Source organism: Streptomyces sp. NPDC007264 (assembly GCF_042869095.1).
Lineage (GTDB): Bacteria > Actinomycetota > Actinomycetes > Streptomycetales > Streptomycetaceae > Streptomyces.
This window is the reverse complement of the sequence record NZ_JBIAFD010000004.1, coordinates 369014-391074: the sequence shown is the minus strand read 5'-3', so window position 1 is coordinate 391074 and position 22061 is coordinate 369014. Positions and strand designations below refer to the sequence as shown.

Annotated in this window: 16 protein-coding genes; 6 read left to right on the top strand and 10 right to left on the bottom strand. The window is 70.3% G+C overall.

Features of this window, described 5'->3' with window-relative positions:
- Positions 1–59: 59 nt before the first annotated feature.
- The 4 genes from ACFYMU_RS08910 to ACFYMU_RS08895 form a co-directional block, all read right to left on the bottom strand.
- The gene (locus ACFYMU_RS08910) at positions 60–1739 is read right to left on the bottom strand and encodes a glycoside hydrolase family 13 protein (RefSeq protein ID WP_388370060.1); all 1680 of its coding nucleotides are present in this window, start codon (positions 1737–1739) and stop codon (positions 60–62) included.
- Between the two features lie 203 nt (positions 1740–1942).
- Entirely contained in the window at positions 1943–2854 is a 912-nt protein-coding gene (locus ACFYMU_RS08905; protein ID WP_388370058.1) for a sugar ABC transporter permease, read from the bottom strand.
- A gap of 13 nt (positions 2855–2867) precedes the next feature.
- Positions 2868–3875 carry a carbohydrate ABC transporter permease gene (locus tag ACFYMU_RS08900; protein ID WP_388370055.1) on the bottom strand — a complete coding sequence of 336 codons (1008 nt, stop codon included), beginning with the start codon at positions 3873–3875 and terminating at the stop codon, positions 2868–2870.
- Positions 3876–3986: 111 nt separating this feature from the next.
- On the bottom strand, positions 3987–5261 hold the full coding sequence (locus ACFYMU_RS08895) for an extracellular solute-binding protein (protein WP_388370053.1): 1275 nt from the start codon (positions 5259–5261) through the stop codon (positions 3987–3989).
- A 431-nt stretch (positions 5262–5692) separates the two neighbouring features.
- Between ACFYMU_RS08895 and ACFYMU_RS08890 the strand changes: the two genes are divergently transcribed.
- Together ACFYMU_RS08890 and ACFYMU_RS08885 are read left to right on the top strand one after the other, a co-directional pair.
- Entirely contained in the window at positions 5693–6727 is a 1035-nt protein-coding gene (locus ACFYMU_RS08890; protein WP_388370050.1) for a LacI family DNA-binding transcriptional regulator, read from the top strand.
- A 124-nt stretch (positions 6728–6851) separates the two neighbouring features.
- On the top strand, positions 6852–7718 hold the full coding sequence (locus tag ACFYMU_RS08885; protein ID WP_388370047.1) for a phosphatase PAP2 family protein: 867 nt from the start codon (positions 6852–6854) through the stop codon (positions 7716–7718).
- A gap of 154 nt (positions 7719–7872) precedes the next feature.
- On the opposite strand, the gene ACFYMU_RS08880 is transcribed toward ACFYMU_RS08885, so the two are convergent.
- Positions 7873–10899: a bifunctional [glutamine synthetase] adenylyltransferase/[glutamine synthetase]-adenylyl-L-tyrosine phosphorylase gene (locus ACFYMU_RS08880; protein WP_388370044.1), complete on the bottom strand. Its 3027-nt coding sequence runs from the start codon at positions 10897–10899 to the stop codon at positions 7873–7875.
- Between the two features lie 274 nt (positions 10900–11173).
- On the opposite strand from ACFYMU_RS08880, the gene ACFYMU_RS08875 reads away from it, so the two are divergent.
- From ACFYMU_RS08875 to ACFYMU_RS08865, 3 genes are read left to right on the top strand one after another with little or no spacing between them, the layout of a single operon-like run.
- Positions 11174–12064 carry an alkaline phosphatase family protein gene (locus ACFYMU_RS08875; protein ID WP_388370041.1) on the top strand — a complete coding sequence of 297 codons (891 nt, stop codon included), beginning with the start codon at positions 11174–11176 and terminating at the stop codon, positions 12062–12064.
- Entirely contained in the window at positions 12064–13380 is a 1317-nt protein-coding gene (locus ACFYMU_RS08870; protein ID WP_388370037.1) for an MFS transporter, read from the top strand. The genes ACFYMU_RS08875 and ACFYMU_RS08870 overlap by 1 nt, the downstream gene beginning before the upstream one ends.
- Complete coding sequence (locus tag ACFYMU_RS08865) at positions 13377–14396, top strand: TolB-like translocation protein (RefSeq protein ID WP_388370034.1); 1020 nt, start codon at positions 13377–13379, stop codon at positions 14394–14396. The genes ACFYMU_RS08870 and ACFYMU_RS08865 overlap by 4 nt, the downstream gene beginning before the upstream one ends.
- Positions 14397–14446: 50 nt before the next feature.
- Here ACFYMU_RS08865 and ACFYMU_RS08860 read toward each other — a convergent pair whose 3' ends face one another.
- The 4 genes from ACFYMU_RS08860 to glnA all read right to left on the bottom strand — a co-directional run bounded on the left by ACFYMU_RS08860 (position 14447) and on the right by glnA (position 20029).
- Positions 14447–16681, bottom strand: a complete 2235-nt coding sequence (locus ACFYMU_RS08860) for a hypothetical protein (protein WP_388370031.1) — start codon at positions 16679–16681, stop codon at positions 14447–14449.
- Entirely contained in the window at positions 16678–17499 is an 822-nt protein-coding gene (locus tag ACFYMU_RS08855) for an ATP-binding protein (protein ID WP_388370029.1), read from the bottom strand. The genes ACFYMU_RS08860 and ACFYMU_RS08855 overlap by 4 nt, the downstream gene beginning before the upstream one ends.
- 125 nt (positions 17500–17624) lie before the next feature.
- Positions 17625–18575, bottom strand: coding sequence for a hypothetical protein (locus ACFYMU_RS08850; protein ID WP_388370026.1), 951 nt, complete (start codon positions 18573–18575; stop codon positions 17625–17627).
- 92 nt (positions 18576–18667) lie between these two features.
- Complete coding sequence (glnA, locus tag ACFYMU_RS08845; RefSeq protein WP_388370023.1) at positions 18668–20029, bottom strand: type I glutamate--ammonia ligase; 1362 nt, start codon at positions 20027–20029, stop codon at positions 18668–18670.
- A 315-nt stretch (positions 20030–20344) separates the two neighbouring features.
- On the opposite strand from glnA, the gene ACFYMU_RS08840 reads away from it, so the two are divergent.
- Entirely contained in the window at positions 20345–21526 is a 1182-nt protein-coding gene (locus tag ACFYMU_RS08840; protein WP_388370020.1) for a globin domain-containing protein, read from the top strand.
- On the opposite strand, the gene ACFYMU_RS08835 is transcribed toward ACFYMU_RS08840, so the two are convergent.
- Positions 21484–21960 (bottom strand): RrF2 family transcriptional regulator, encoded by a 477-nt coding sequence (locus tag ACFYMU_RS08835; protein ID WP_388370017.1) that lies wholly within the window; start codon positions 21958–21960, stop codon positions 21484–21486. The two genes, ACFYMU_RS08840 and ACFYMU_RS08835, sit on opposite strands and share 43 nt — an antisense overlap.
- Positions 21961–22061 lie beyond the last annotated feature (101 nt).

The window sequence follows — 22061 nt, the reverse complement described above, 5'->3', positions numbered from 1 at the left end:
CAACCGGCCTCGGCAGGGGCGAGGCCCGCCGCCCCGTTCGAAGCGGCGGGCCGGCTCCGTCAGGCGGTGGTCCACCACACCGTCGTGTCGGCGGGCACCTTGGTCTCGCCGTTCGCCTCCGTCACCTCGTCGCTGGCGATCAGGACCCGGCCGTACGCCGGCGTCGTGACCGACTCCCCGGTGGTGTTCGCGACGCACACGAACTCCCCGCGCCGGAAGGCGAGCACCCCCTCGGGCGCGCGCAGCCACTCGACCGCGTCGCCCGCACCGAGGCCGGGCTGCTCGCGCCGCACGGCGAGCGCCCTCCGGTACATCTCCAGGGTCGAGCCGGGCGCGCCCTGCTGTGCCTCCACGCTCAGCTCCCCCCAGCCCTCCGGCTGCGGCAGCCAGCTGCCGCCGGCCCCGAAACCGTACGACGGGCCGCTGCGGGTCCACGGGAGGGGCACCCGGCAGCCGTCGCGGAAGCCGTCCTGGCCCGCCCCCCGGAAGTAGGCGGGGTCCTGGCGGACCTCGTCCGGCAGGTCCACCACGTCGGGCAGGCCCAGTTCCTCACCCTGGTAGAGGTACGCCGATCCGGGCAGCGCCAGCATCAGCAGGGTGGCGGCCCGTGCGCGGCGCAGGCCCTGCTCGCGGTCGCCCGCCAGGCGGATCTGCGTGCCGAGGGCGGAGTCGTGGGCGAAGCGGGTGGCGTGCCGCGTCACGTCGTGGTTGGAGAGCACCCAGGTGGCCGGGGCGCCCACCGGGCGCATCGCGTCGAGGGTGCGGTCGATGACGGAGCGCAGCTCGCGGGCGTCCCAGTGGGTGCCCAGGTACTGGAAGTTGAACGCCTGGTGCAGTTCGTCCGGCCGTACGTAGTTGGCGGTGCGCTCGATCGTCGGCGTCCACGCCTCGGCGACGAAGATGTGGTCCCCGGCGTACTCGTCGAGGATCGTCCGCCACTGGCGGTAGATGGTGTGGACGCCGTCCTGGTCGAAGAACGGCATGACATCGTTGCCCAGGAGCTTGAGCTGGTCGTGGGCGCCCAGGTCCGGCAGCCCCTCGGCCTTGACCAGGCCGTGGGCGACGTCGACGCGGAAGCCGTCGACGCCCATGTCGAGCCAGAAGCGCAGGATGGAGCGGAACTCGTCGCTCACCGCCGGGTGGTCCCAGTTGAAGTCGGGCTGCTCCGGGGCGAAGAGATGCAGGTACCACGCGCCGGGGGTGCCGTCCGGTTCGGTGACGCGGGTCCAGGCGGGGCCGCCGAAGATGGACTCCCAGTCGTTCGGCGGCAGTTCACCGCTGTCGCCCTTGCCCGGGCGGAAGTGGTAGCGCTCGCGCAGCGGGGAGCCGGGGCCTTCGGCGAGTGCCCGCTTGAACCATTCGTGCTGGTCGGAGGAGTGGTTGGGCACCAGGTCGACGATGATCCGCAGCCCCAGCTCGTGGGCACCGCGGATCAGCGCGTCGGCGTCCAGGAGGTTGCCGAACATGGGGTCGACGGCGCGGTAGTCGGCGACGTCGTAGCCGGCGTCGGCCTGCGGCGAGGCGTAGAAGGGGCTGAGCCACACGGCGTCGACGCCCAGGTCGCGGAGGTAGGGAAGTCGGGAACGTACGCCCTCCAGGTCGCCCATGCCGTCGCCGTTGCTGTCGGCGAAGCTGCGCGGATAGACCTGGTAGATCACCGCGTCCCGCCACCAGTCGCGGTGGCGGGCGACAGTGGCGAGGACGGTGTTCGGGGCCGGGTCGGCGGAGTGCTGGCTCATGGCGTCCTTGATGCGATGAGGTCCCCCGCTCGAGCAGGGCCGAGCGTGGGGAAGCGTCGGTCATCGGGCTTGGGTACGGCGGCGGGTGACGAGGCGGCCGCGGTGACAGCGGGGAGGCGGTCCCTCCCGGTCCGAAAGGCCCGGGAGGGCACCGCGGCCGCCACCCGCGCGGTCGAGCGCGGGAGCGTGGTGCGGCAGGGGCGTCAGCCCTTGGTGCCGCCCGCGGTCAGGCCGGTCACCAGGTTCTTCTGCACGAGGTAGAAGAACACGGAGACGGGTATCGCGATCAGTACCGCGGTGGCGGCCATCAGGTTGCGCTGTGCGTCGTGTTCGCTGACGAAGCTCTGCAGGCCGACGGCGAAGGTGTACTTGTCGTTGCTCAGCATGAACGTCGAGGCGAAGGCGACCTCGCCGAAGGCGGTGAGGAAGGCGTAGAAGGCGGCGACCGCCAGGCCGGGCTTGGCGAGCGGCAGGATCAGGCGCACGAAGGTGCCGAACGGGGAGAGCCCGTCGATCCGCCCCGCCTCGTCGATCTCGAAGGGGATGGTGTCGAAGTATCCCTTCAGCAGCCAGGCGCTGTAGGGCACGATCGTCGTGCAGTTGACCAGGACGAGACCGAGGTAGGTGTCGATGAGCCCCAGGTCCGACATGATCTGGTACATCGGCACGATCAGCACGGCGATCGGGAACATCTGGGTGAGCAGCAGCAGCCACATGAACTTCTTGTAGCCGGGGAAGCGCATGCGCGAGACCGCGTAGCCGGTGGTGGCGGCGATCAGCACACCGATGGCGGTGGTGCCCACCGTGACCACGAGCGAGCTCTTCAGCCAGTCCAGGAAGCCGGTGTGCTGGAGGACGAACGAGTAGTTGTCGAACGTCATCGTGCGCCAGATGCGTCCGGGGTGCAGATAGTCGTCCTTGTCCGGCCCGAGGGACAGGAAGATCAGCCATGCGACGGGGAAGAAGGCGATCAGGCTCGCCACGACCAGAGCGGCGTGCGAGGCGGCGGAGGCGAGCGGGCCGCGCTCACCGCGCCGGCGCCCCGAGCGCCGCGGGGCCGCCGCGGAGGTCTGTCCCGCCGTCCTGGCGGGGGGCTCGACGGTGGTCGTGCTCATGGGGACTCCTGCCTCAGATCGCGAGCTGCTGCTCATTGCGGTTCAGCCAACGGCGGTAGACGGACGTGAAGACGATCAGGATGGAGAGCAGCAGGATGCCGTATGCGGCCGACTGCGCGTAGTCGCGCGGCTGCTGTCCGAAGCCGAGGTAGTACGCCCAGGTGACCAGGATCTGGGCGTCCGGCGCGGTGTTGCCGAACAGCAGGAAGATGATGGCGAACTGGTTGAAGGTCCAGATGACGCCGAGGAGCACCACGGTGGAGCTGACGGATCTCAGGCCCGGCAGGGTGACGTACCGGAAGCGCTGCCAGGCGCCGGCCCCGTCCATCTCGGCCGCCTCGTACAGCGTGGTGTCGATGGCCTGGAGGCCGCCCAGCAGCGAGAGCATCATGAACGGCACACCGCACCAGGTGTTCACCATGATCGCGGCGAAGCGCTGCCAGAAGGTGTCCTCCAGCCACAGCGGCGCCGGCAGGTGGAGCCAGTCGAGGGCGGCGTTGATGATGCCGCCGTCGGCGAGCATGAAGCGCCAGCCGAAGACGGTGACGAAGGTGGGCACGGCCCAGGGCAGGACCAGGACGAGGCGGTAGAACGTACGGCCGCGGAACCTCTGGTTGAGCAGCAGCGCCAGGCCGAGGCCGATCGAGTAGTGCAGGGTGACGCAGAGGACCGTCCACACGACCGTCCAGATGAAGTGCGACCAGAAGCGGTCGTACGACAGCGGCCCGAAGAGGATGTCCTTGTAGTTGTCGAACCCGATGAACTTGTAGGTGGCGTCGATGTGGTTGACGCCGATCGTGCGGGCCGTGTTGAGGCTGTTGGCGTCGGTGAGGGTCAGATAGACGCCGTACACCAGGGGGTAGAGCACCAGGGCGCCGAGCACGACGGCCACAGGTGTGATCATCGCGTACGCGTACCAGTGCTTCTGGTACCCGTTCTTGAGGCGCCGGCCCAGGCCGGGCCGCTGCGGCCCGCGGTCACCGCGGCGCTTGCCGGTCGCGCGGTCGATGGCGACTGTCATGGTTCGACAACCTTCTTGGACGTCTGCTGATCAACGGGATGGCCTGGGCACAGGCCGGTGGCCGCCGGATCCTTCCCCCGATTCACCGGAGGATCCGACGGCCACTCGGGCTCACTTGCTGAAGTCCGGAACCAGCTTGGCGATGGCGAGTTCCGCGTTGCTCACGCCCTTGTCCAGGGACTCCTTGCCGCCGGCGATCTTCGGCAGCTCGGTGTCCAGCGGGCCCCACAGCGAGCTGTACTCGGGCAGCGCAGGGCGCGGCTGGGCGGCGGCGAGCACGCCCTGGTAGCCGGCGATGCCGGGGTCGGCCTTGACCTGCGCGCTGTAGGCGTCGTCACGCGTCGGCAGCGTGGAGTTCTTCAGGGCGACCGTCTCCTGGGACTTCGCCGAGGTCATGAAGTTGACGAACTTCAGCGCCGCGTCCTGGTGGGCCTTGTCCGAGCCGGCGTACACCGAGAGGTTGTGGCCGCCGGTCGGGGCGCCCGCCTTGCCGCTGGAGCCGGCCGGGACGGTGGCGATACCGAGGTTGGCCTTGTCCTTGAAGGCCGAGCCCTTGTAGAAGTTCGTGATCTCCCAGGGACCCTGGACGATCGAGGCGACCTTGCCGTTGACGAACGCGTCCTGGATGTGGGCGTAGGCGTCGGCGGTGGTGTCGGCCTTGTGCAGACCCTTGCCGGAGAAGAGGCCGAGCCAGGTGCCGTACCCCTTCTTCGCGGCGTCCGAGGCGACGGTGATCTTCTTGGCGGTGGCGTCGACCGTGTCGGTGCCCTCGCCGTAGAGGAAGCACTGCGCGTAGTAGGCCTGCGTGGAGCCCCAGTAGCCGTCGACGCCGGTCTTGTCCTTGATCTTCGCGGCGGCGGACTTCAGCTCGTCCCAGGACTTCGGCGCCTCGGTGATGCCGGCCTGCTTGAACAGCGCCTTGTTGTAGACGAGCGCGAGGGTGTCGGTGACGATCGGCGCCCCGTAGGTCTTGCCCTCGTACTGCGCCTGCTTGATCAGGCTCGGCTGGAACTTGCTCTGGTCCGCGAGGGCCGCCGTGCCGTCCAGCGGCAGGAAGTAGCCCTTCTTCGCGAAGGCGGGGGTCCAGCCGACCTCGGAGCGCAGCACGTCCGGGGCGCCCTTGGAGCCTGCGGCGGTGTCGAACTTGTTCTGCGCCTGGTCGAAGGGGACGTTGACGTACTTGACCTTGATCGTCGGGTTGGCCTTCTCGAAGTCCTTGACCAGTGCCTGGTACGTCGGCGCCTCATTGGTGGCGTTGGAGGTGTCCCACCAGGTGATGGTGACCGGCCCGTCCGACTTGTCGCTGCCGCTGTCACTTCCGCCGCAGGCCGTCGCCGCGAGGGCGACGGACGCCACCAGCGCGGTGGCCGCTATGCCACGCCGCATGAGTTTCTCCTTGATGGTGAAAGCCCGAGGGGGCCAGAGACGGTCCCGTCCGCCGTCCCTCTGCCGACTTGCCGACTGTGCCGTGGGGGAGGCCGCCGGGCGACGAGAACGTAACAGCCATGTAAGCGCCGCGAAAGACCTTGCAGCAAAAAAATGCAAGAACCGGCGACAGTTACCCGCCCGTGACCTGTCCGCGCCGGGCAGGGAGCCCGGTCTTGGGGCTGCTCGGCGGGATCACGGACACTTGTGCAAGACTCTGCAAGCTCTTGCCATACCTCTCCGGGGCGGGAATGATCCCGTTGCGGACCGTACGCCGAAACACAAGACGAGGGAGCGCGATGACGCAGCAACCCGCAGCGGGCCGTACAACCGCACGGGCCCGGCGTCCGGTCGGTGGGCAAGCGCAGAGCCGCCCGGTACAGTCCGGTCATGTGACCACACGGCTCGCCGACATCGCGGCCCAGGCGGGGGTCAGCGAAGCGACGGTCAGCCGGGTGCTGAACGGGAAGCCGGGCGTCGCCGCGACCACCCGCCAGTCCGTGCTGGCCGCCCTCGACGTCCTGGGCTACGAGCGTCCGGTGCGCCTGCGCCAGCGCAGCGAGGGCCTGGTGGGCCTGATCACACCGGAGCTGGAGAACCCGATATTCCCGGCGCTCGCCCAGGTCATCGGCCAGGCGCTGACGCGGCAGGGGTACACGCCGGTGCTGGCGACGCAGACGCCGGGCGGCTCCACCGAGGACGAGCTGACGGAGATGCTCGTGGACCGCGGGGTCGCGGGCATCATCTATGTCTCGGGACTGCACGCGGACACCACCGCCGACATGCAGCGCTACGAGCGGCTGCGCGCCCAGGGCGTGCCGTTCGTGCTGGTGGACGGCTTCTCGCCGAAGGTGCAGGCGCCGTTCATCTCCCCCGACGACCGGGCCGCGATGTCCCTGGCGGTCACGCACCTGGTGTCGCTGGGGCACACCCGCATCGGGCTGGCCCTGGGGCCCAAGCGGTTCGTGCCGGTGCAGCGGAAGATCGAGGGGTTCGTCCGCGTCATGCAGGAGCAGCTGGGGCTGACGGCCGAGGACATCGAGTCGCGGCTGATCCAGCACTCGCTCTACACGCTGGAGGGCGGCCAGGCGGCGGCGTCCGCACTCATCGACCGGAACTGCACGGCGGTGGTGTGCGCGAGCGACATGATGGCCCTGGGGGCGATACGCGCGGCACGGCAGCGGGGGCTGGAAGTCCCCACGGACATCTCGGTGGTGGGCTTCGACGACTCACCGCTCATCGCGTTCACGGACCCGCCGCTGACGACGATCCGCAAACCGGTGCCGGCGATGGGGCAGGCGGCGGTCCGGACGCTGCTGGAGGAGATCGGCGGGACGCCGGCGCCGCACAGCGAGTTCGTGTTCATGCCGGAGCTGGTGGTGCGGGGCTCGACCGCTTCGGCGCCCGGGGAACGAAACCGCGCCTGAGAGACCGCGCCTGAGCAGGGAGTTTCCCAGAGTTTCCGCGGAGTGGCCGAAAAACGGACATGCGACCGGATCCCTTCCAGGGGATGATCTGTCGGAGAAGGGTTTTCTGGCAGACTTTGTGCCTATGGGTGAGAGGACCGTGACGACACTGGAAGGCCGGGGGACCGCTCCGCATCCCGTCACGGAGGAGGCGGAGGGCCGTGCCGGGCAGAGCCTGGTGCACCGGCTCCGTACCCCCCGGCGTCCTCGCTTCTGGTTCGAAATCCTGCTCATCGCGGTGAGTTACTGGACCTACTCGCTGATCCGCAACGCGGTGCCGGAGCAGAAGGCCGAGGCGCTGGGCAACGCCGACCTGGTGTGGCGACTGGAGCACAGCCTGGGGATCGGCGTCGAGCGGTCGGTCAACCATGCCGCGAACGCGGTCACATGGCTGATCGTAGGGATGAACTACTACTACGCCACGCTGCACTTCGTGGTGACGCTGGGCGTGCTGGTGTGGCTGTACCGCCGGCATCCGGGCCGCTACGCGGCGGCGCGGCTGGCCCTGTTCGCCGCGACGGGGGTGGCGCTGGTCGGCTACTACTTCTTCCCCCTGGCGCCGCCGCGCCTGATGACCGGCGGGCGCTTCGTCGACACGGTGCTGGCGCACCACACCTGGGGCTCGATGGCCTCGGGCGATCTGAAGCACATGTCGAACCAGTACGCGGCGATGCCGTCGATGCACATCGGATGGTCGCTGTGGTGCGGCCTGACGGTCTTCGCGCTGGTGAAGCTGCCGTGGGTGCGGATCCTGGCCCTGCTGTACCCCCTGGGCACCCTGACGGTGATCGTTGCCACGGCGAACCACTTCTGGCTGGACGCGGTGGGCGGGGCGGTGTGCCTGGCCTTCGGCTTCACGGTGGTCAGGCTGTGGTACGGCGCCCTGCCGTACGCGCTGCCGCGCCGGGTGACCGGGCGGTCCCGGCCCGCGTGGGTGCCCGCGAAGCCGTGAGGGGCGCCCGCCGCGGTCCGTGGCGGCCGTGACCGGCCACCGCGGTCCTGGCCGACCGCCCGCCACGGTCGGTGGCTGACCGCCCGCCACGGTCGGTGGCTGACCGCCCGCCGCGATCGGTGGCTGACCGCCCGTCGCGGTCCGTTGCGGCCGGTCACGATCCGTAGAAGAGTTCCTCCACGACGGTCCGCGCCCGGCGGGTCGTCCGCCGGTAGTCGTCGAGCATGTCGCCCGCGTGGCCGGGCCCGTATCCCAGGTAGCGCCCCACCGCGGCGAGTTCCCGGCTCTCGGTCGGGAACGTGTCGCCGGCCCTCCCGCGCACCAGCATCACCGCGTTGCGCACCCGCGACGCGAGCACCCATGCCTCGTCCAGGATCGCCGTGTCCTCGCCGCTGAGCAGCCCGGCCTCGCGGGCGGCGGCGAGGGCCGCGCGGGTGCGGGTGGTGCGCAGGCCCGGTTCCACCCGGCCGTGCCGCAGCTGCAGCAGCTGGACCGTCCACTCCACGTCCGACAGACCGCCGCGGCCCAGCTTCGTGTGGAGCGTCTTGTCGGCGCCCCTCGGCAGCCGTTCCGACTCCATGCGCGCCTTCAGACGCCGGATCTCGCGCACGGCGTCGTCACCGAGCCCCTGGGCGGGGTAGCGCAACGGGTCGATCAGCTCGATGAAGCGGCGGCCGAGGTCCTCGTCCCCGGCGACGGGCTCGGCCCGCAGCAGCGCGTGCGACTCCCACACCAGCGACCAGCGCCGGTAGTACGCCTCGTACGACGTCAGGGTGCGCACCAGCGGTCCCGACTTGCCCTCCGGCCGCAGATCGGCGTCGATCAGCAGCGGCGGGTCGGTGCTCGGCAGCTGGAGCAGCCGGCGCATCTCCGCGACCACCTTGTTGGCGGCGTCGGCCGCCTCGCGTTCGTCCACGCCCTCCCGCGGCTCGTGCACGAACAGCACGTCCGCGTCGGAACCGTAGCCGAGCTCGTGCCCGCCGAAGCGGCCCATGCCGATGATCGCGAACCGGGTGGGCAGCAGGTCGCCCCAGCCCTCCCGGACCACGGCCCGCAGCGTGCCGGCCAGGGTCGCCGCGGTCAGGTCCGAGACCGCGCCGCCCACCATGTCGATCAGGCTGCCCTGGTCCGTCCGGGCCGGCGCCTCCTCGGTGCCGTACGAGCCGACGATGTCCGCGGCGGCGGTGCGGAACAGCTCGCGCCGCCGCACACCGCGCGCCACCGTGACCGCCTGCGCGGCGTTCCCGGCGCGGCCGACCGCGGCCAGGATCTCCTGCTCCAGGTGGGCGCGCCCGCGGGGTTCGAGACCGCCGCCGTCGCCGTCGCCGAGGAGGGCCACCGCCTCGGGCGCGCGCATCAGCAGGTCGGGGGCGAGCCGGCCCGCGGACAGCACGCGGGCGAGGTTCTCGGCGGCGGCGCCCTCGTCCCTGAGCAGCCGCAGGTACCACGGGGTCTTGCCGAGCGCGTCGGACACCTTGCGGAAGTTGAGCAGGCCGGCGTCCGGGTCGGCGGAGTCGGCGAACCAGCCGAGCAGCACCGGCAGCAGGGTGCGCTGGATGGCGGCCTTGCGGCTGACGCCGGACGCCAGGGCCTCCAGGTGGCGCAGGGCGGCCGCCGGGTCGGCGTACCCGAGCGCGACGAGCCGCTCCCGGGCCGCGTCGGGGCTCAGCCTGGCCTCGCCAGGGGCGAGTTGGGCGACCGCGTCGAGCAGCGGCCGGTAGAAGAGCTTCTCGTGCAGCCGGCGCACGACGCTGGTGTGCCGCCGCCACTCGCGGCCCAGCTCGCCGACGGGCTCGGTGCGCAGGCCCAGGGAACGGCCGAGGCGCCGCAGGTCCGCCTCGTCCTCGGGGACGAGATGGGTGCGGCGCAGCCGGTAGAGCTGGATGCGGTGCTCCATGGAGCGCAGGAAGCGGTAGGCGTCCTCGAGCTGCACGGCGTCCGCGCGCCCGACGTAGCCGCCCGCCGCGAGCGCCCGCAGCGCCTCCAGGGTGGTGCCGCTGCGCAGCGAGGTGTCGGCCCGCCCGTGCACCAACTGCAGTAGCTGCACGGCGAATTCGACGTCCCGCAGGCCACCCGGGCCGAGCTTCAGCTCGCGTTCGAGGTGCGCGGTGGGGATGTTGGCGACGACGCGGCGGCGCATCTTCTGCACGTCGGCGACGAAGTTCTCGCGTTCGGCGGCCTGCCAGACGAGGGGGGCGAGGGTGGCGACGTAGCTCTCGCCGAGTTCGGTGTCACCGGCCACCGGGCGGGCCTTGAGCAGGGCCTGGAACTCCCACGTCTTGGCCCACCGCTGGTAGTACGCGAGGTGGCTGCTCAGGGTGCGCACCAGCGGGCCGTTGCGGCCCTCGGGCCGCAGGTTGGCGTCGACGGGCCAGATCGTGCCCTCGGCCGTCGACTCGGAGCAGATCCGCATCATGTGCGAGGCGAGCCGGGTCGCGGCTTGCACGGCCTTGCCCTCGTCGGCGCCTCCCCCCGTGCCCGAAGGGCCCGGCGGTGCCCCCACGGGTTCGCCGACGAAGATGACGTCCACGTCGGAGACGTAGTTCAGCTCGTGGCCGCCGCACTTGCCCATGGCGATCACGGCGAGCCGGCAGACCGCGGCGTCCTGGGGGGCCGCGGCGCACGCGAGGGCGAGGGCGGTGCGCAGGGTGGCGGTGGCGAGGTCGGCCAGCTCGGCGGCGGTCTGGGCCACATCGGTGGTGCCGCACACGTCGCGCGCGGCGATCGACAGCAGGCAGCGCCGGTAGGCGACGCGCAGCGCGACGGGATCGCCCGCCTCCGCGAGCCGCCGTTCGAACTCCGTCACCCCGGGGTGGAGGTCCTGAGGCTCGTAGGTGACCAGTACCTGCCAGTCGCGGGGGTGGCGGGCGAGGTGGTCGCCGAGCGCGGCGGAGGCGCCCAGGACGCCCAGCAGCCGGTCCCGCAGGGGCTTGGCCGAGATCAGGGTGTCGAGCAGCTCGCGCCGTGCGGTGGGGGCGGGCTGCGCCTCCAGGAGCCGGACCAGGCCGCTGAGGGCCAGATCGGGGTCGGCGGTGGCGCCGAGGGCGTCCAGCAGGACGGGATCGGTCCTTATCGGCGTCAGCTCGGCGCTCTCCAGGAGCCGCTCGGCGGCGGAGGGGTCGGTGAAGCCGTGCCGCAGCAGTCGGGTGAAGGTACTGCTCCTGCGCCCCGGCACAGTCATCCTCGGCCTCCCGTCGCACCCGCGGCTCGTACGGCCACCCGATCACGACGGATCATGTCGGATCGCATCGGATCACGGTCGTACGGGAGTGAGCCTAACCGCAGGGCCCGGCGCGGGTCTCGGCACGGGGGCGGTGGGGTGCGCTCGCGCCTCGACAGACGTTCACCCGCTCTTCACCTGGCGGGTTGAGCGGTGTGGCGCGAGGGAACCTTGGCGTGTGCATGCTCTGTCCGCACCACCGCCCCCGCACTCACCCCCACACCGGAGGTCGAAGTTGTCCGGCAGTTCCCTGTATCGCCGTACCCGCGCCGTCGTGGCGTCCGCCGTGGCCCTCGCCGCGGCGGCCGTCGGGCTGTGGACCGGGCTCGGCGGCGAGTCCACCGCGCACGCCGCGAGCGCCGTCCCGAGCCCGGACCACGTGGTCGTCGTGGTGATGGAGAACCACGCCTACAGCCAGGTGATCGGCTCCTCCAGCGCCCCGTACATCAACTCGCTGAAGTCCGGCGGCGCCAACCTCACCCAGTCGTACGGCATCACCCACCCCAGCCAGCCCAACTACTTCGCGCTGTTCTCCGGTTCCACCCAGGGCATCACGGACGACAGCTGCTACACGCCCGGCTTCTCCTCGGCCCCCAACCTGGCGTCGGAGCTGATCGCGGCGGGACGGACGTGGGCGAGCTACAACGAGACGCTGCCCAGCCAGGGCTCGACCACGTGCAGCAGCGGCAAGTACGCCCGCAAGCACAACCCCTGGTTCGGCTTCGGCAACGTGCCGACGTCGTCCGCGTACACCTTCGCGCAGTTCCCCACGGACTACACGACCCTGCCCCAGGTGTCCTTCGTGATCCCCAACCTGTGCAGCGACATGCACGACTGCTCGGTGTCGAGCGGTGACACCTGGATCAAGAACAACCTGGGTGCGTACGCCACGTGGGCCAAGACCCACAACAGCCTGCTGGTCATCACCTTCGACGAGGACAACCGGCTCAGCGGCAACCGCATCCCGACGGTCCTGTACGGCCAGCCGGTGACGGCGGGCTCCAGCAGCTCCACCACGTACAACCACTACAACCTGCTGCGCACCCTGGAGGACATGCAGGGCCTGTCCACGCACGCGGGCAACGCCGCCTCCGCCACCGACATCACCGGTATCTGGGCGCCCTGATGTACGTCGCGGACAGCCGCGCCGGCACCCCGGCCGCTCCGTCCGCGGACCGCGCCGTCCGGCACCTCGCCGGGCGGCGCCGCTCCGCGGTCGCGCCCACGGTGCTCGCGCTCGGCACGGTCAGCCTGGTCACCGACGTCTCCTCGGAGATGGTCACGGCGGTGCTGCCGCTGTACCTGGTGGCGGGCCTCGGCCTGTCCCCGCTGGGCTTCGGGCTCCTGGACGGCATCTACAACGGCTTCTCGGCGCTGGTCCGGCTGGCCGGGGGCCATCTGGCCGACCGCGGCGGCGGGCACCACAAGCGGGTCGCGGGGATCGGCTACGGCATCTCGGCACTGTGCAAACCGCTGCTGCTCCTCGCGCACACCCTCACCCCCATCGGGCTGGTCCTGGCCGCCGACCGCACCGGCAAGGGCCTGCGCACGGCGCCCCGGGACGCGATGATCTCCCTGGCCGCGACGCCCGAGACCCGCGGGCGCGCCTTCGGGGTGCACCGCGCGATGGACACCGCGGGCGCGCTGCTCGGCCCCTTCGTGGCGTTCCTGATCCTGCGGGCGACGGTGGACGGCTACGACGCGGTCTTCACGGTGAGTTCCTGCGTGGCCGCGGCGGGCGTGCTCGTACTGGTGCTGTTCGTGCCGGGCCGCCGACCGGCGCCGGTGCCTGCGCCTGCGCAAGCACCCTCCCCTGCCTCCGGAGGCGGCGGGGCCGCGGCCCCCGACGGCCCGCGGCCGACCCTGCGTGCCGCCCTCGCGCTGCTGCGCCGCCGCGATCTGCGCCGCATCGCGGTCTGCGCGCTGCTGCTGGGCCTGGCGACGGTCAGCGACTCGTTCGTCTACCTCCTGCTGCAACGGCGCCTCGGCGTCCCGGACCGCTGGTTCGCGCTGCTGCCGCTGGGCACGGCGGCCGCCTTCCTGCTCCTCGCGGTGCCACTGGGGCGGCTCGCGGACCGGGTGGGCCGCTGGCGGGTCTTCCTGGCGGGCCACGGCGCGCTGCTGCTGGCGTACGCGCTCCTGCTCGGCTCCTGGCACGGTCCGGCGCTGCCGTACGCCGTGCTCGTCCTGCACGGCGGCTTCTACGCGGCGACCGACGGCGTGCTGATGGCGGCGGCGTCGGACTGCGTGCCGCAGGAGCTGCGTTCGTCCGGTCTCGCCCTGGTGCAGACGGGCCAGGCGCTGGCCCGGTTCGCCTGCTCGCTGGGCTTCGGGGCCGCCTGGACGGTGTGGGGCGACCGTACGGCCCTCATGGCGTCCACGGCCGCGCTCGCGGTGTGCGCGGCATTCTCCCTGACGCTCCGTCCGAAAGGCGCGGCATGACGGTACGCACCCGCCTCCTGGTCCTGCTCTCGGCCCTCGCGCTGCTGGCCGGGGTCGCCACGGCCTCGGTCCTGCACGCGTCGGCACGCGCGGAACGCAGGAACCAGGCCCCGGCCGACGGCCCGCGGATCACGCCCGGCAGGGTGACGCTGACTCAGCCCGGCCGCATGGTCTTCCGCAACATGGCGTGGGGCCCGCACCGCGACGAACTGGTGTCGGTCCCGGCCGCGGACCCCGCGGGCCCGCGCACGGCCTCCCACGTCCGGTGCCTGCGCTTCTACGCCGCGTCGGGCACCGGAGTCTGCCTCCAGGCGGTCCACGGCCCCGTCTCGGACACCTACCGGGCGGTGGTCCTGGACGCGTCCCTGCACGAGCGGGCCCGCTACGACGTCCCGGGCATCCCGTCCCGCGCCCGGGTCTCCCCCAGCGGCCGCTACGCCGCGTGGACGGCCTTCGTGGGCGGGGACTCGTACGCGGGCAGCCGCTTCTCGACCCGGGCGGCGATCGTGGACACCCGCACGGGCGCCCTGACGCCGTCCCTGGAGGCGTACCGGGTCGTCAAGGACGGCAGGACGTACCACGCGACGGACGTGAACTTCTGGGGCGTGACCTTCGCGGCGGACGACCGCACGTTCTACGCCACGCTCGCCACGCGCGGGACGACCTACCTGGTCCGCGGCGACCTGCGCACCCGCACGCTCACCGTCCTCCACCAAAACGTCGAGTGCCCGTCCCTGTCCCCCGACGGCACCCGCGTCGCGTTCAAGAAGCGCGTGGCGGGCCTGCCCGGGGACGCGCCCTGGCGCCTGTACGTCCTGGATCTGCGCACCCTCCGGGAGACCCCGCTCGCCGAGACCCGCAGCGTCGACGACCAGGCCGTGTGGCGGGACCCGCACACCCTGGTGTACGCGCTGCCGGGGGACTACGGCGCGGACCTGTACGAACTCCCGGCCGACGGCACGGGCCACCCCCACCGCACCGCCGCCTCGGCCGTGTCCCCCGCCTATGTGGGGTGAGCCGCCGCCGGCGGGACGCCGAGCGGACAGCGGTACCGTCGCCGCTCCCCTCAAAAAGCGTGCCCCGCACGTTCGTCCCGCTCGGCGTCCCACACGGATCGCGCCAGTCCCCTGATCATGTCGAGACGGGCAGCGAAATCGTCCCTGCCGGACTCGGAATCAAGCGGCCTCCGGAAGTCCACGATCGAGGAGGCCGCGTCGAACATCCGGTCATAGTTCTCGCACGCCTCCCCCAGGTCGAGACGATGTGATGCGGTGTCACGGCGAGGCGCGGCGGTGGCCGCGGCGACAGCGTCACGGAACACCTCGACGACCATGGCCAGGGATTGGGCCACGGCGGCCCTGCGGAGCAGGGTCTCCCTCTCGAAGAGACTCGAAGACTCCCGGCCGCGGAGAAAGGCCGACTTGACTTCTGCCTGCGTCGTCCTGCCCAGGACCTCGGCATCCTGCAGTGCACGCCGAAAGAGCTCGGCCGTGGCGGGATGCAGCGGTTGCGAGACGCTTCCCTCTGCGGGTCGTCCGCCCAGTGCCGCGAAGACCCGGCGGACGCCGCCTTCGACGGCGCTCTCCACATACGTGGGCGACAGGGAATCCCGCTGCACGAGGTCGACGGCCCTGCGCACGGACTGCGTCTGACGCAACAGCTGGTCCAGTTTGGACTCCACCAGGGCCAGGCGGTCCTCGTTCAGCGCGTCTTCCAGGCGGTGCACGAAGGCACCGATGGCCGCGGTGAAGTCGTCCGGAAACCGCATGGGCGCGTAGGGCATCACACGGGAAAACGCATGGGTCACGGTGTCCTCCAACGGCTCGGCGAGGTAACCGTTGACAATGAGGACGGCCTCCACATTGGTCTTCTCCCGGCGGATTCGCCGGGCCGAGTCGGCCAGGCGTTCGGCTTCGGGCTCATGCAGAACGGAACGTGTGATCATGATGGCGCATCCGGCCCCGTCCTGGCCGACGGGCAACCAGTAGTCGGCCGTGACGGCCGGGTCCTCGACCAGCCTCTTCGCCTGCTCGAAGACCCACCCGTTGGCATCCAGGATGCGCGACACCTCGGATCGCACGTCGTCGGGAGTGGAAACCTCGAACTGCTCACGGGCCACTTCCCGCACCATCGCGCGAGTGATGTCGGTGCGCGCCCTGGCGCTCGCCTCGTAGGCATGGAAGCAGAGTCGGATCACCTTTCGGGCGTTGCCGCCGGCCAGCTCGACCAGATACGCGATGGCGTCGTCGCTGAAGGGTGCGACGTCCTCGGAGTCCGTCCCCAGGGAGTTGCGAATGTACTCCCGCGTGTCCTCGAAGGAGAGTGCCGTGGGACGCACAAGACAGGAGATTCTCTGCTTGGCGTCGTCCGGCAGCACCTCCATGAAGTCGGGCAGGCCGCTGAGAACAAGGAGGGAGCGCGACTGGCCGAAGACCTCCAAGAGCTTCTTGAAGGCAAGTACCGCCCCTTGGTTCCGCACGCTCCGCGAGTCACGCGAGAGGACCTTCTCGAACTCGTCGATGATGAGGACGAACCTGTGCCGTTGCCTCCCGTACAGGAAGGCGAACACACCGATGGCCTCGAGCGCGGAGATGTCGTCGTCGATCGTCCGACGGATACCGCGCTCCTGCAGCACGGTGTCCGCGGGGTGTCCTGCCAGCCACTCCCAGACCGCCGCCTCGAACTCCGGCCTCATGAAGAGACCGAGGGCGGTACCGAACTCCTCGTGTTCCGTGAGCCGCCTGAGCCGCTCCTCCAGTTTCTGATGGAAAGTGGACTCCGGCAGCCCGAAGCGCTGCACGATTTCATGCGGGTGCAATCGCCGGTCGGCGAGCAGTTGGGCCACATCCTTGGTGAGCGGCGACTGGCCCAGGTCCTCCGCCACGATGTCGGCATAGTATTCGGCCACGCACCGCCGTACGTCTTTTCTGTCCAGCTGGCCGAAGAAGCGCTCCCGGTAGAGGGCCAGAAAGGTGTCCGCCGGCGCGTCCAGGTAGAAGGCGTGCACCGTCTCGTCCTCGCCGCTCTTGATGCGCCGGAGGAGCTCGATGGTCAGATGGGTCTTCCCTGTGCCGTACTCACCGACGATGGCGATCACGTTGCCCTTGTCGGCGCCGCTCCCCCGACGCTGCTCGTCGTCGGATGAGGCGAGGTACCCGTCCACGTACGACAGAGCCTGTGTCACTGCCGGCGTTTCGATGCTGAAGGCCTCGCCGCCGACCGGGGAGAAGCGCGCCACGGCCGAAGCGGGGAATGGGTTGTCAGGCCGATGCGCCGAGATCCGTCCGTCGTACGAACTCATGACAACAACGCCTTCTCTGCGTAGTATTGAGTGAAATCAGAGTAACTGACCTCGCTGCTCGCGGACAGAATCGCCGTCGCGAATACGTTTTCACACGTCATTTGCAGTTCTCTGATTGTCGTCTGCCCACGGCCCCGTATGCGTGTCCGCATGAACTCCCGAATGGTTTCCTCATCGGTGGTGGGACACTGTGCGTTCAGAGTGGCGGCACGAGCCATTCGGTTGCTGACGAAGTTCCAGCCGTCGTCTTCCTCGAGCACGCCGAGGGCGAGCTGGGTGATGGGTTTCAGCCCCGGGCTCGACTCGACAGCGGCTACGGCCTCGTACGAGGACTCGCAGAAGAAGAGCAACATCTTCTGGGCGTAGCCGGAGTACCGCCGGACCTCTTCGACGAGTTCTGACGGTGGCAGCAGGACCAGGGTGACGACGCCCTTGTCGAGAAGCAGCCTGGAGAGATAGGGATAGAACTTTGCCGGGTCCTCGTATCTCTTCTCGAGCTCGGCGAAGTTCGCGGTCTCGAAGACGCGCCGAAATTGAAGCTCGTCATGCAGTCGGCTGCAGATGTGCCGGTCGCGCGCCTGTGTGTCCGAACCCACGAGGCCGTCGGAGGTGAGGTCGACGATCTGGACCGACGGCGGCGATGTCACCGTCCCCAGGAACTCCCTGGTGGCCCAGGCGCACCGATGCATCAGCGACGTCTTGCCACAGCCCTGCGGACCCGTGATCAGGACCAGTTTTCCACTCTTCCTGAAGTCGTGGTCGACCTGCAGGCCGGCGGTGTAGTCGGAGAACGCCTGCTGACTGTGGTCGACCGGCACATACAGGTCCGCGTGCTCCGCCGACTCCCATGGGCAGAGCGGCCGACCGTCTGCTCCGGTCCGGTCGGGAAGGACGAATGGATTTAACACAGGATCTCCGGGACCGCGTAGATACCGACACCTTGCTATGGATTGGTTATCGACGAAGGCGCTGCCGTGCGGGACGGCCTGAGTCTCACGGGGACCAACGAGGCAAGAGCCGAGGCCGCCTGCTCCGTGTCCGCCTCCAGTCGTGCGATCTGCGATCGCAACCGGTCGGCCTTCCCCTGCCGTTCCGCGAGGGGACCGTGCCAACCGTTCTTGACGTCCTCACGGTAGAAGGAGCCGTCGAGGCTGAGAACCAGGTGTTCCACAAAGGGCCACCGTGTGCACCGCAGGCCCGCCTTGCGCAATGTCGCGACGAGTTGCATGCGCTGCTTGTCGACCGGAGCGGCGCTCGGGCCGCCTCCCGTGGACGTCTCCGTCCACTCCGTCACGTACTGGTTGAGCGCGTCCCTGAACGCGGCGGTCGCCAGGCGGACCTCGTCGGCCGCAGCGATCCTTCTGGTTCGAGCGCCTTGCATCTCCGTGGCGAGCATGGTCAGCACGGAGCCCACAAGGATGGGCAGCAGCCAGGTGAGGAAGGCGGAGTCCGGCTCTTCCTTCGGACCGTTCCCCTCGGACAGGGCCGTCGCTCCGACAAACGCCCGGCATGCCGTCCCGAAGGTCCCTTGCTGCCTCGTGCGCCACTTTTCGAGCGACCGGTCCCCGACGAACCTCTCGCCCCCGGACTCCAGCGCGTCGACCGTACTGTCGTCGGCCAGGACGCCCACGGCCACACCGGCCTCCACCAGGCCGGCACGGTGGGGCCGGGAAAGGCAGTACACCGCTTCCGGATCGCTGATCGAATCCGCGTGGGCGGGGAAAGCCTGAGGGCTGAGGACCGCGAATGCGCCGGCTATCACCAGCAACCGTAAGCACAGGACTCTGGGCACCAACCAACTCCACTGCGTCGCTGCAGCACCCCACCGCCGCTGCCGCTCAGTTGCTGGCACACTCTGCCATGTCCGGACGCGGCCCCGCAGCCACTCGGCCATGCCGGAGCGTCCCGTGGAGCGCCGTGCGAGCCTTCCCCGCACGACGCCCCCACCCGGCCCCGGCCCCGCGCCAGGGGAGCTCCGGGCCGCGATCAGAGCACCGGCAGGCTCTTGCGCAGCTCGAAGGCCGTGACCTCGGAGCGGTACTCCTCCCACTCGTGCTTCTTGTTGCGCAGGAAGAAGTCGAAGACGTGCTCGCCCAGGGTCTCGGCGACCAGGTCGCTGCGTTCCATCAGGGCCAGGGCCTCGCCCAGGTTCTGCGGCAGCGGTTCGATGCCCATGGCGCGGCGCTCGGCGTCCGTCAGGGCCCAGACGTCGTCCTCGGCGCCCGGCGGGAGCTCGTAGCCCTCCTCGATGCCCTTCAGGCCGGCGGCCAGGAGGACCGCGTAGGCCAGGTACGGGTTCGCGCCGGCGTCGAGCGAGCGGACCTCGACGCGCGCGGAGCCCGTCTTGCCGGGCTTGTACATCGGGACGCGGACCAGGGCCGAGCGGTTGTTGTGCCCCCAGCAGATGTACGACGGCGCCTCACCGCCGGCGCCCGCGGTGCGCTCGGAGCCGCCCCAGATGCGCTTGTAGGAGTTCACCCACTGGTTGGTGACCGCCGAGGTCTCCGCCGCGTGCCGGAGCAGGCCGGCGATGAAGGAGCGGCCGACCTTCGACAGCTGGTACTCGGCGCCCGACTCGTAGAACGCGTTCCGGTCGCCTTCGAACAGGGACAGGTGGGTGTGCATGCCGCTGCCCGGGTACTCCGAGAACGGCTTCGGCATGAAGGTCGCCTGCACGCCCTGCTCGAGCGCCACCTGCTTCATGACCAGGCGGAACGTCATGACGTTGTCGGCGGTGGACAGCGCGTCGGCGTAGCGCAGGTCGATCTCCTGCTGGCCGGGGGCGCCCTCGTGGTGGGAGAACTCGACCGAGATGCCCATGGACTCCAGCATGGTGATCGCCTGGCGGCGGAAGTCCATGCCGACGTTCTGCGGGGTGTGGTCGAAGTAGCCGGAGTTGTCGGCGGGCGTGGGACGGGTGCCGTCGACCGGCTTGTCCTTCAGCAGGAAGAACTCGATCTCCGGGTGGGTGTAGAAGGTGAAGCCCAGGTCGGAGGCGCGGGCGAGGGCGCGCTTGAGCACATACCTCGGGTCGGCGAAGGAAGGGGAGCCGTCGGGCATCAGGATGTCGCAGAACATGCGGGCCGTGCCCGGTGCCTCGGCGCGCCAGGGCAGCACCTGGAAGGTCGAGGGGTCCGGCTTGGCGATCATGTCGGACTCGTAGACACGCGCGAAGCCCTCGATGGCCGAGCCGTCGAAGCCGATACCCTCGTCGAACGCCTGCTCGAGCTCGGCCGGCGCCACCGCCACGGACTTGAGGAAGCCCAGCACGTCCGTGAACCACAGGCGTACGAACCGGATGTCGCGCTCCTCCAAGGTCCGGAGCACGAACTCCTGCTGCTTGTCCATCTTCCGCTTCCCCATCCTTGCTGGTCAGGCCGCCTGTCTCCAGTCCCCCGGAGACGGTCGGGCACCTGAGCATCCCACCACAACACCGTTTCATGCGCGTTGCGGACCAAGATCGGCCGGGCGGCCTCTGGCCGAACACCTCACCTACGGCAGGTGTGCTCCTCTGCCGCCCATCTTGCCTGTTCATCGGCTCGTGTGTAATGGCCCACTCTTTCGCCCTTCCGGCGTCCATAATTTGCATCTCAGATGCAAGTTTTACTAGCGTGCTGATCGGCCCAGCGGGCGGGAGCCCGCCCTTCCGCAAAGGAGTTCCGCATGCTGTCCGAGCAGTCCGCCGCCGTCGTGCGCGCCACCCTGCCCGCCGTCGGCGCCGCCATCGGGGAGATCACCCCTCTCTTCTACAAGAAGATGTTCACCGCCCACCCCGAACTGATCCGCGACCTCTTCAACCGCGGCAACCAGGCGGCCGGCACCCAGCCGCAGGCACTGGCGGGCTCGATCGCCGCCTTCGCCACCTACCTGGTGGACCACCCGGACGAACGGCCCGACATGATGTTGAGCCGTATCGCCCACAAGCACGCCTCGCTGGCCGTGACGCCCGAGCAGTACCCGATCGTGCAGGAGAACCTCTTCGCCGCCATAGCCGAGGTCCTCGGTGACGCGGTCACCCCCGAGGTCGCGGCGGCCTGGGACGAGGTCTACTGGCTGATGGCGAACGCGCTGATCGAGCTGGAGCGGCGGCTGTACGAGGAGAGCAAGCAGACCGGCTGGCGGACATGGCGGGTCGTCGGCCGGATCGAGGAGACCCCGGACGTCGCCACCTTCCAGCTGCGCCCGGCCGACGACGAGCCCGTCATGGACTTCCGTGCCGGACAGTACGTCTCCGTCCGCGTGGAGCTTCCCGACGGTGCCCGGCAGATCCGCCAGTACAGCCTCTCCGCCTCGCCGGACTCGCCGCTGCGGCAGATCACCGTCAAGCGGGTGCACGGTGACGGCAACCCCGACGGAGAGGTCTCCAGCCACCTCCACGCCCAGGTGCACGAGGGCAGCACCCTGGAACTGTCGGCCCCCTACGGCGACCTCGTCCTGGAGGACACCGACGCGCCCCTGCTGCTCGCCTCCGCCGGCATCGGCGTGACCCCGGTGATCGCGATGCTGGACCAGCTCGCCCGCACCGGCCACGACGGCCCGGTCACGGTCGTGCACGGTGACCGCTCCCCCGCCGAGCACGCCCTGCGCTCCGACCACGTGGCCTACGCGGGCAAGCTGGCGAACGCGAGCGTGCACTTCTGGTACGAGGAGGACGCCCCCGAGTCCGCGCACACCGGGACCGTCGACCTGTCCGCCCTGACGATCGCTCCGGGCACGCAGGCGTACCTGTGCGGTCCGCTGCCCTTCATGCGGGCCGTCCGCACCCAGCTCCTGGAGCGGGGCCTGCCCGCCGCGGACATCCACTACGAGGTCTTCGGCCCGGACCTCTGGCTCGGCCAGGCCTGAGGCGTGGAGGAGGAGATCCCCAGCAGCGTCGGTCCCGCCGGCGCGGTGGCCATCTCCTCTATCGTGAAGGGGTCCAGCGAGGCGAAGAACGCCTCCTGGGCCCCTCGCAGTGCCCCGCGCAGCCGGCAGTCGAAGCGGAGCGGGCAGGGCGCGGTGCCGTCGCACTCGACGACCTCGCTGTGCCCCTCGAAGGCGCGCACCACCGTGCCGACCGACACCTTGCGCCCCGCCTCGGTCAGCGCGAGTCCGCCGCCCCGCCCACGCCGGGCGGCCAGCAGCCCCATGTGCTGCAGCTCGGCGACGACCTTCGCGGCATGCGTGTACGGCACGTCGATGGCCTCCGCGACCTGCCGGGTCGTGGGCCTGGACTCGCCGGCGATCGCGAGCCGCATCAGGACGCGCAGCGCCAGGTCGGTGGAGCGCAAGAGCCGCATGCCGCCCAGGGTAAGTAATCGGTATCCGTGGCTCAAATTATCACCACGAAACCCCCACCAAACCGCTTCCTTCGGCCATTGGCCGTGTCCTGTCTCCATAC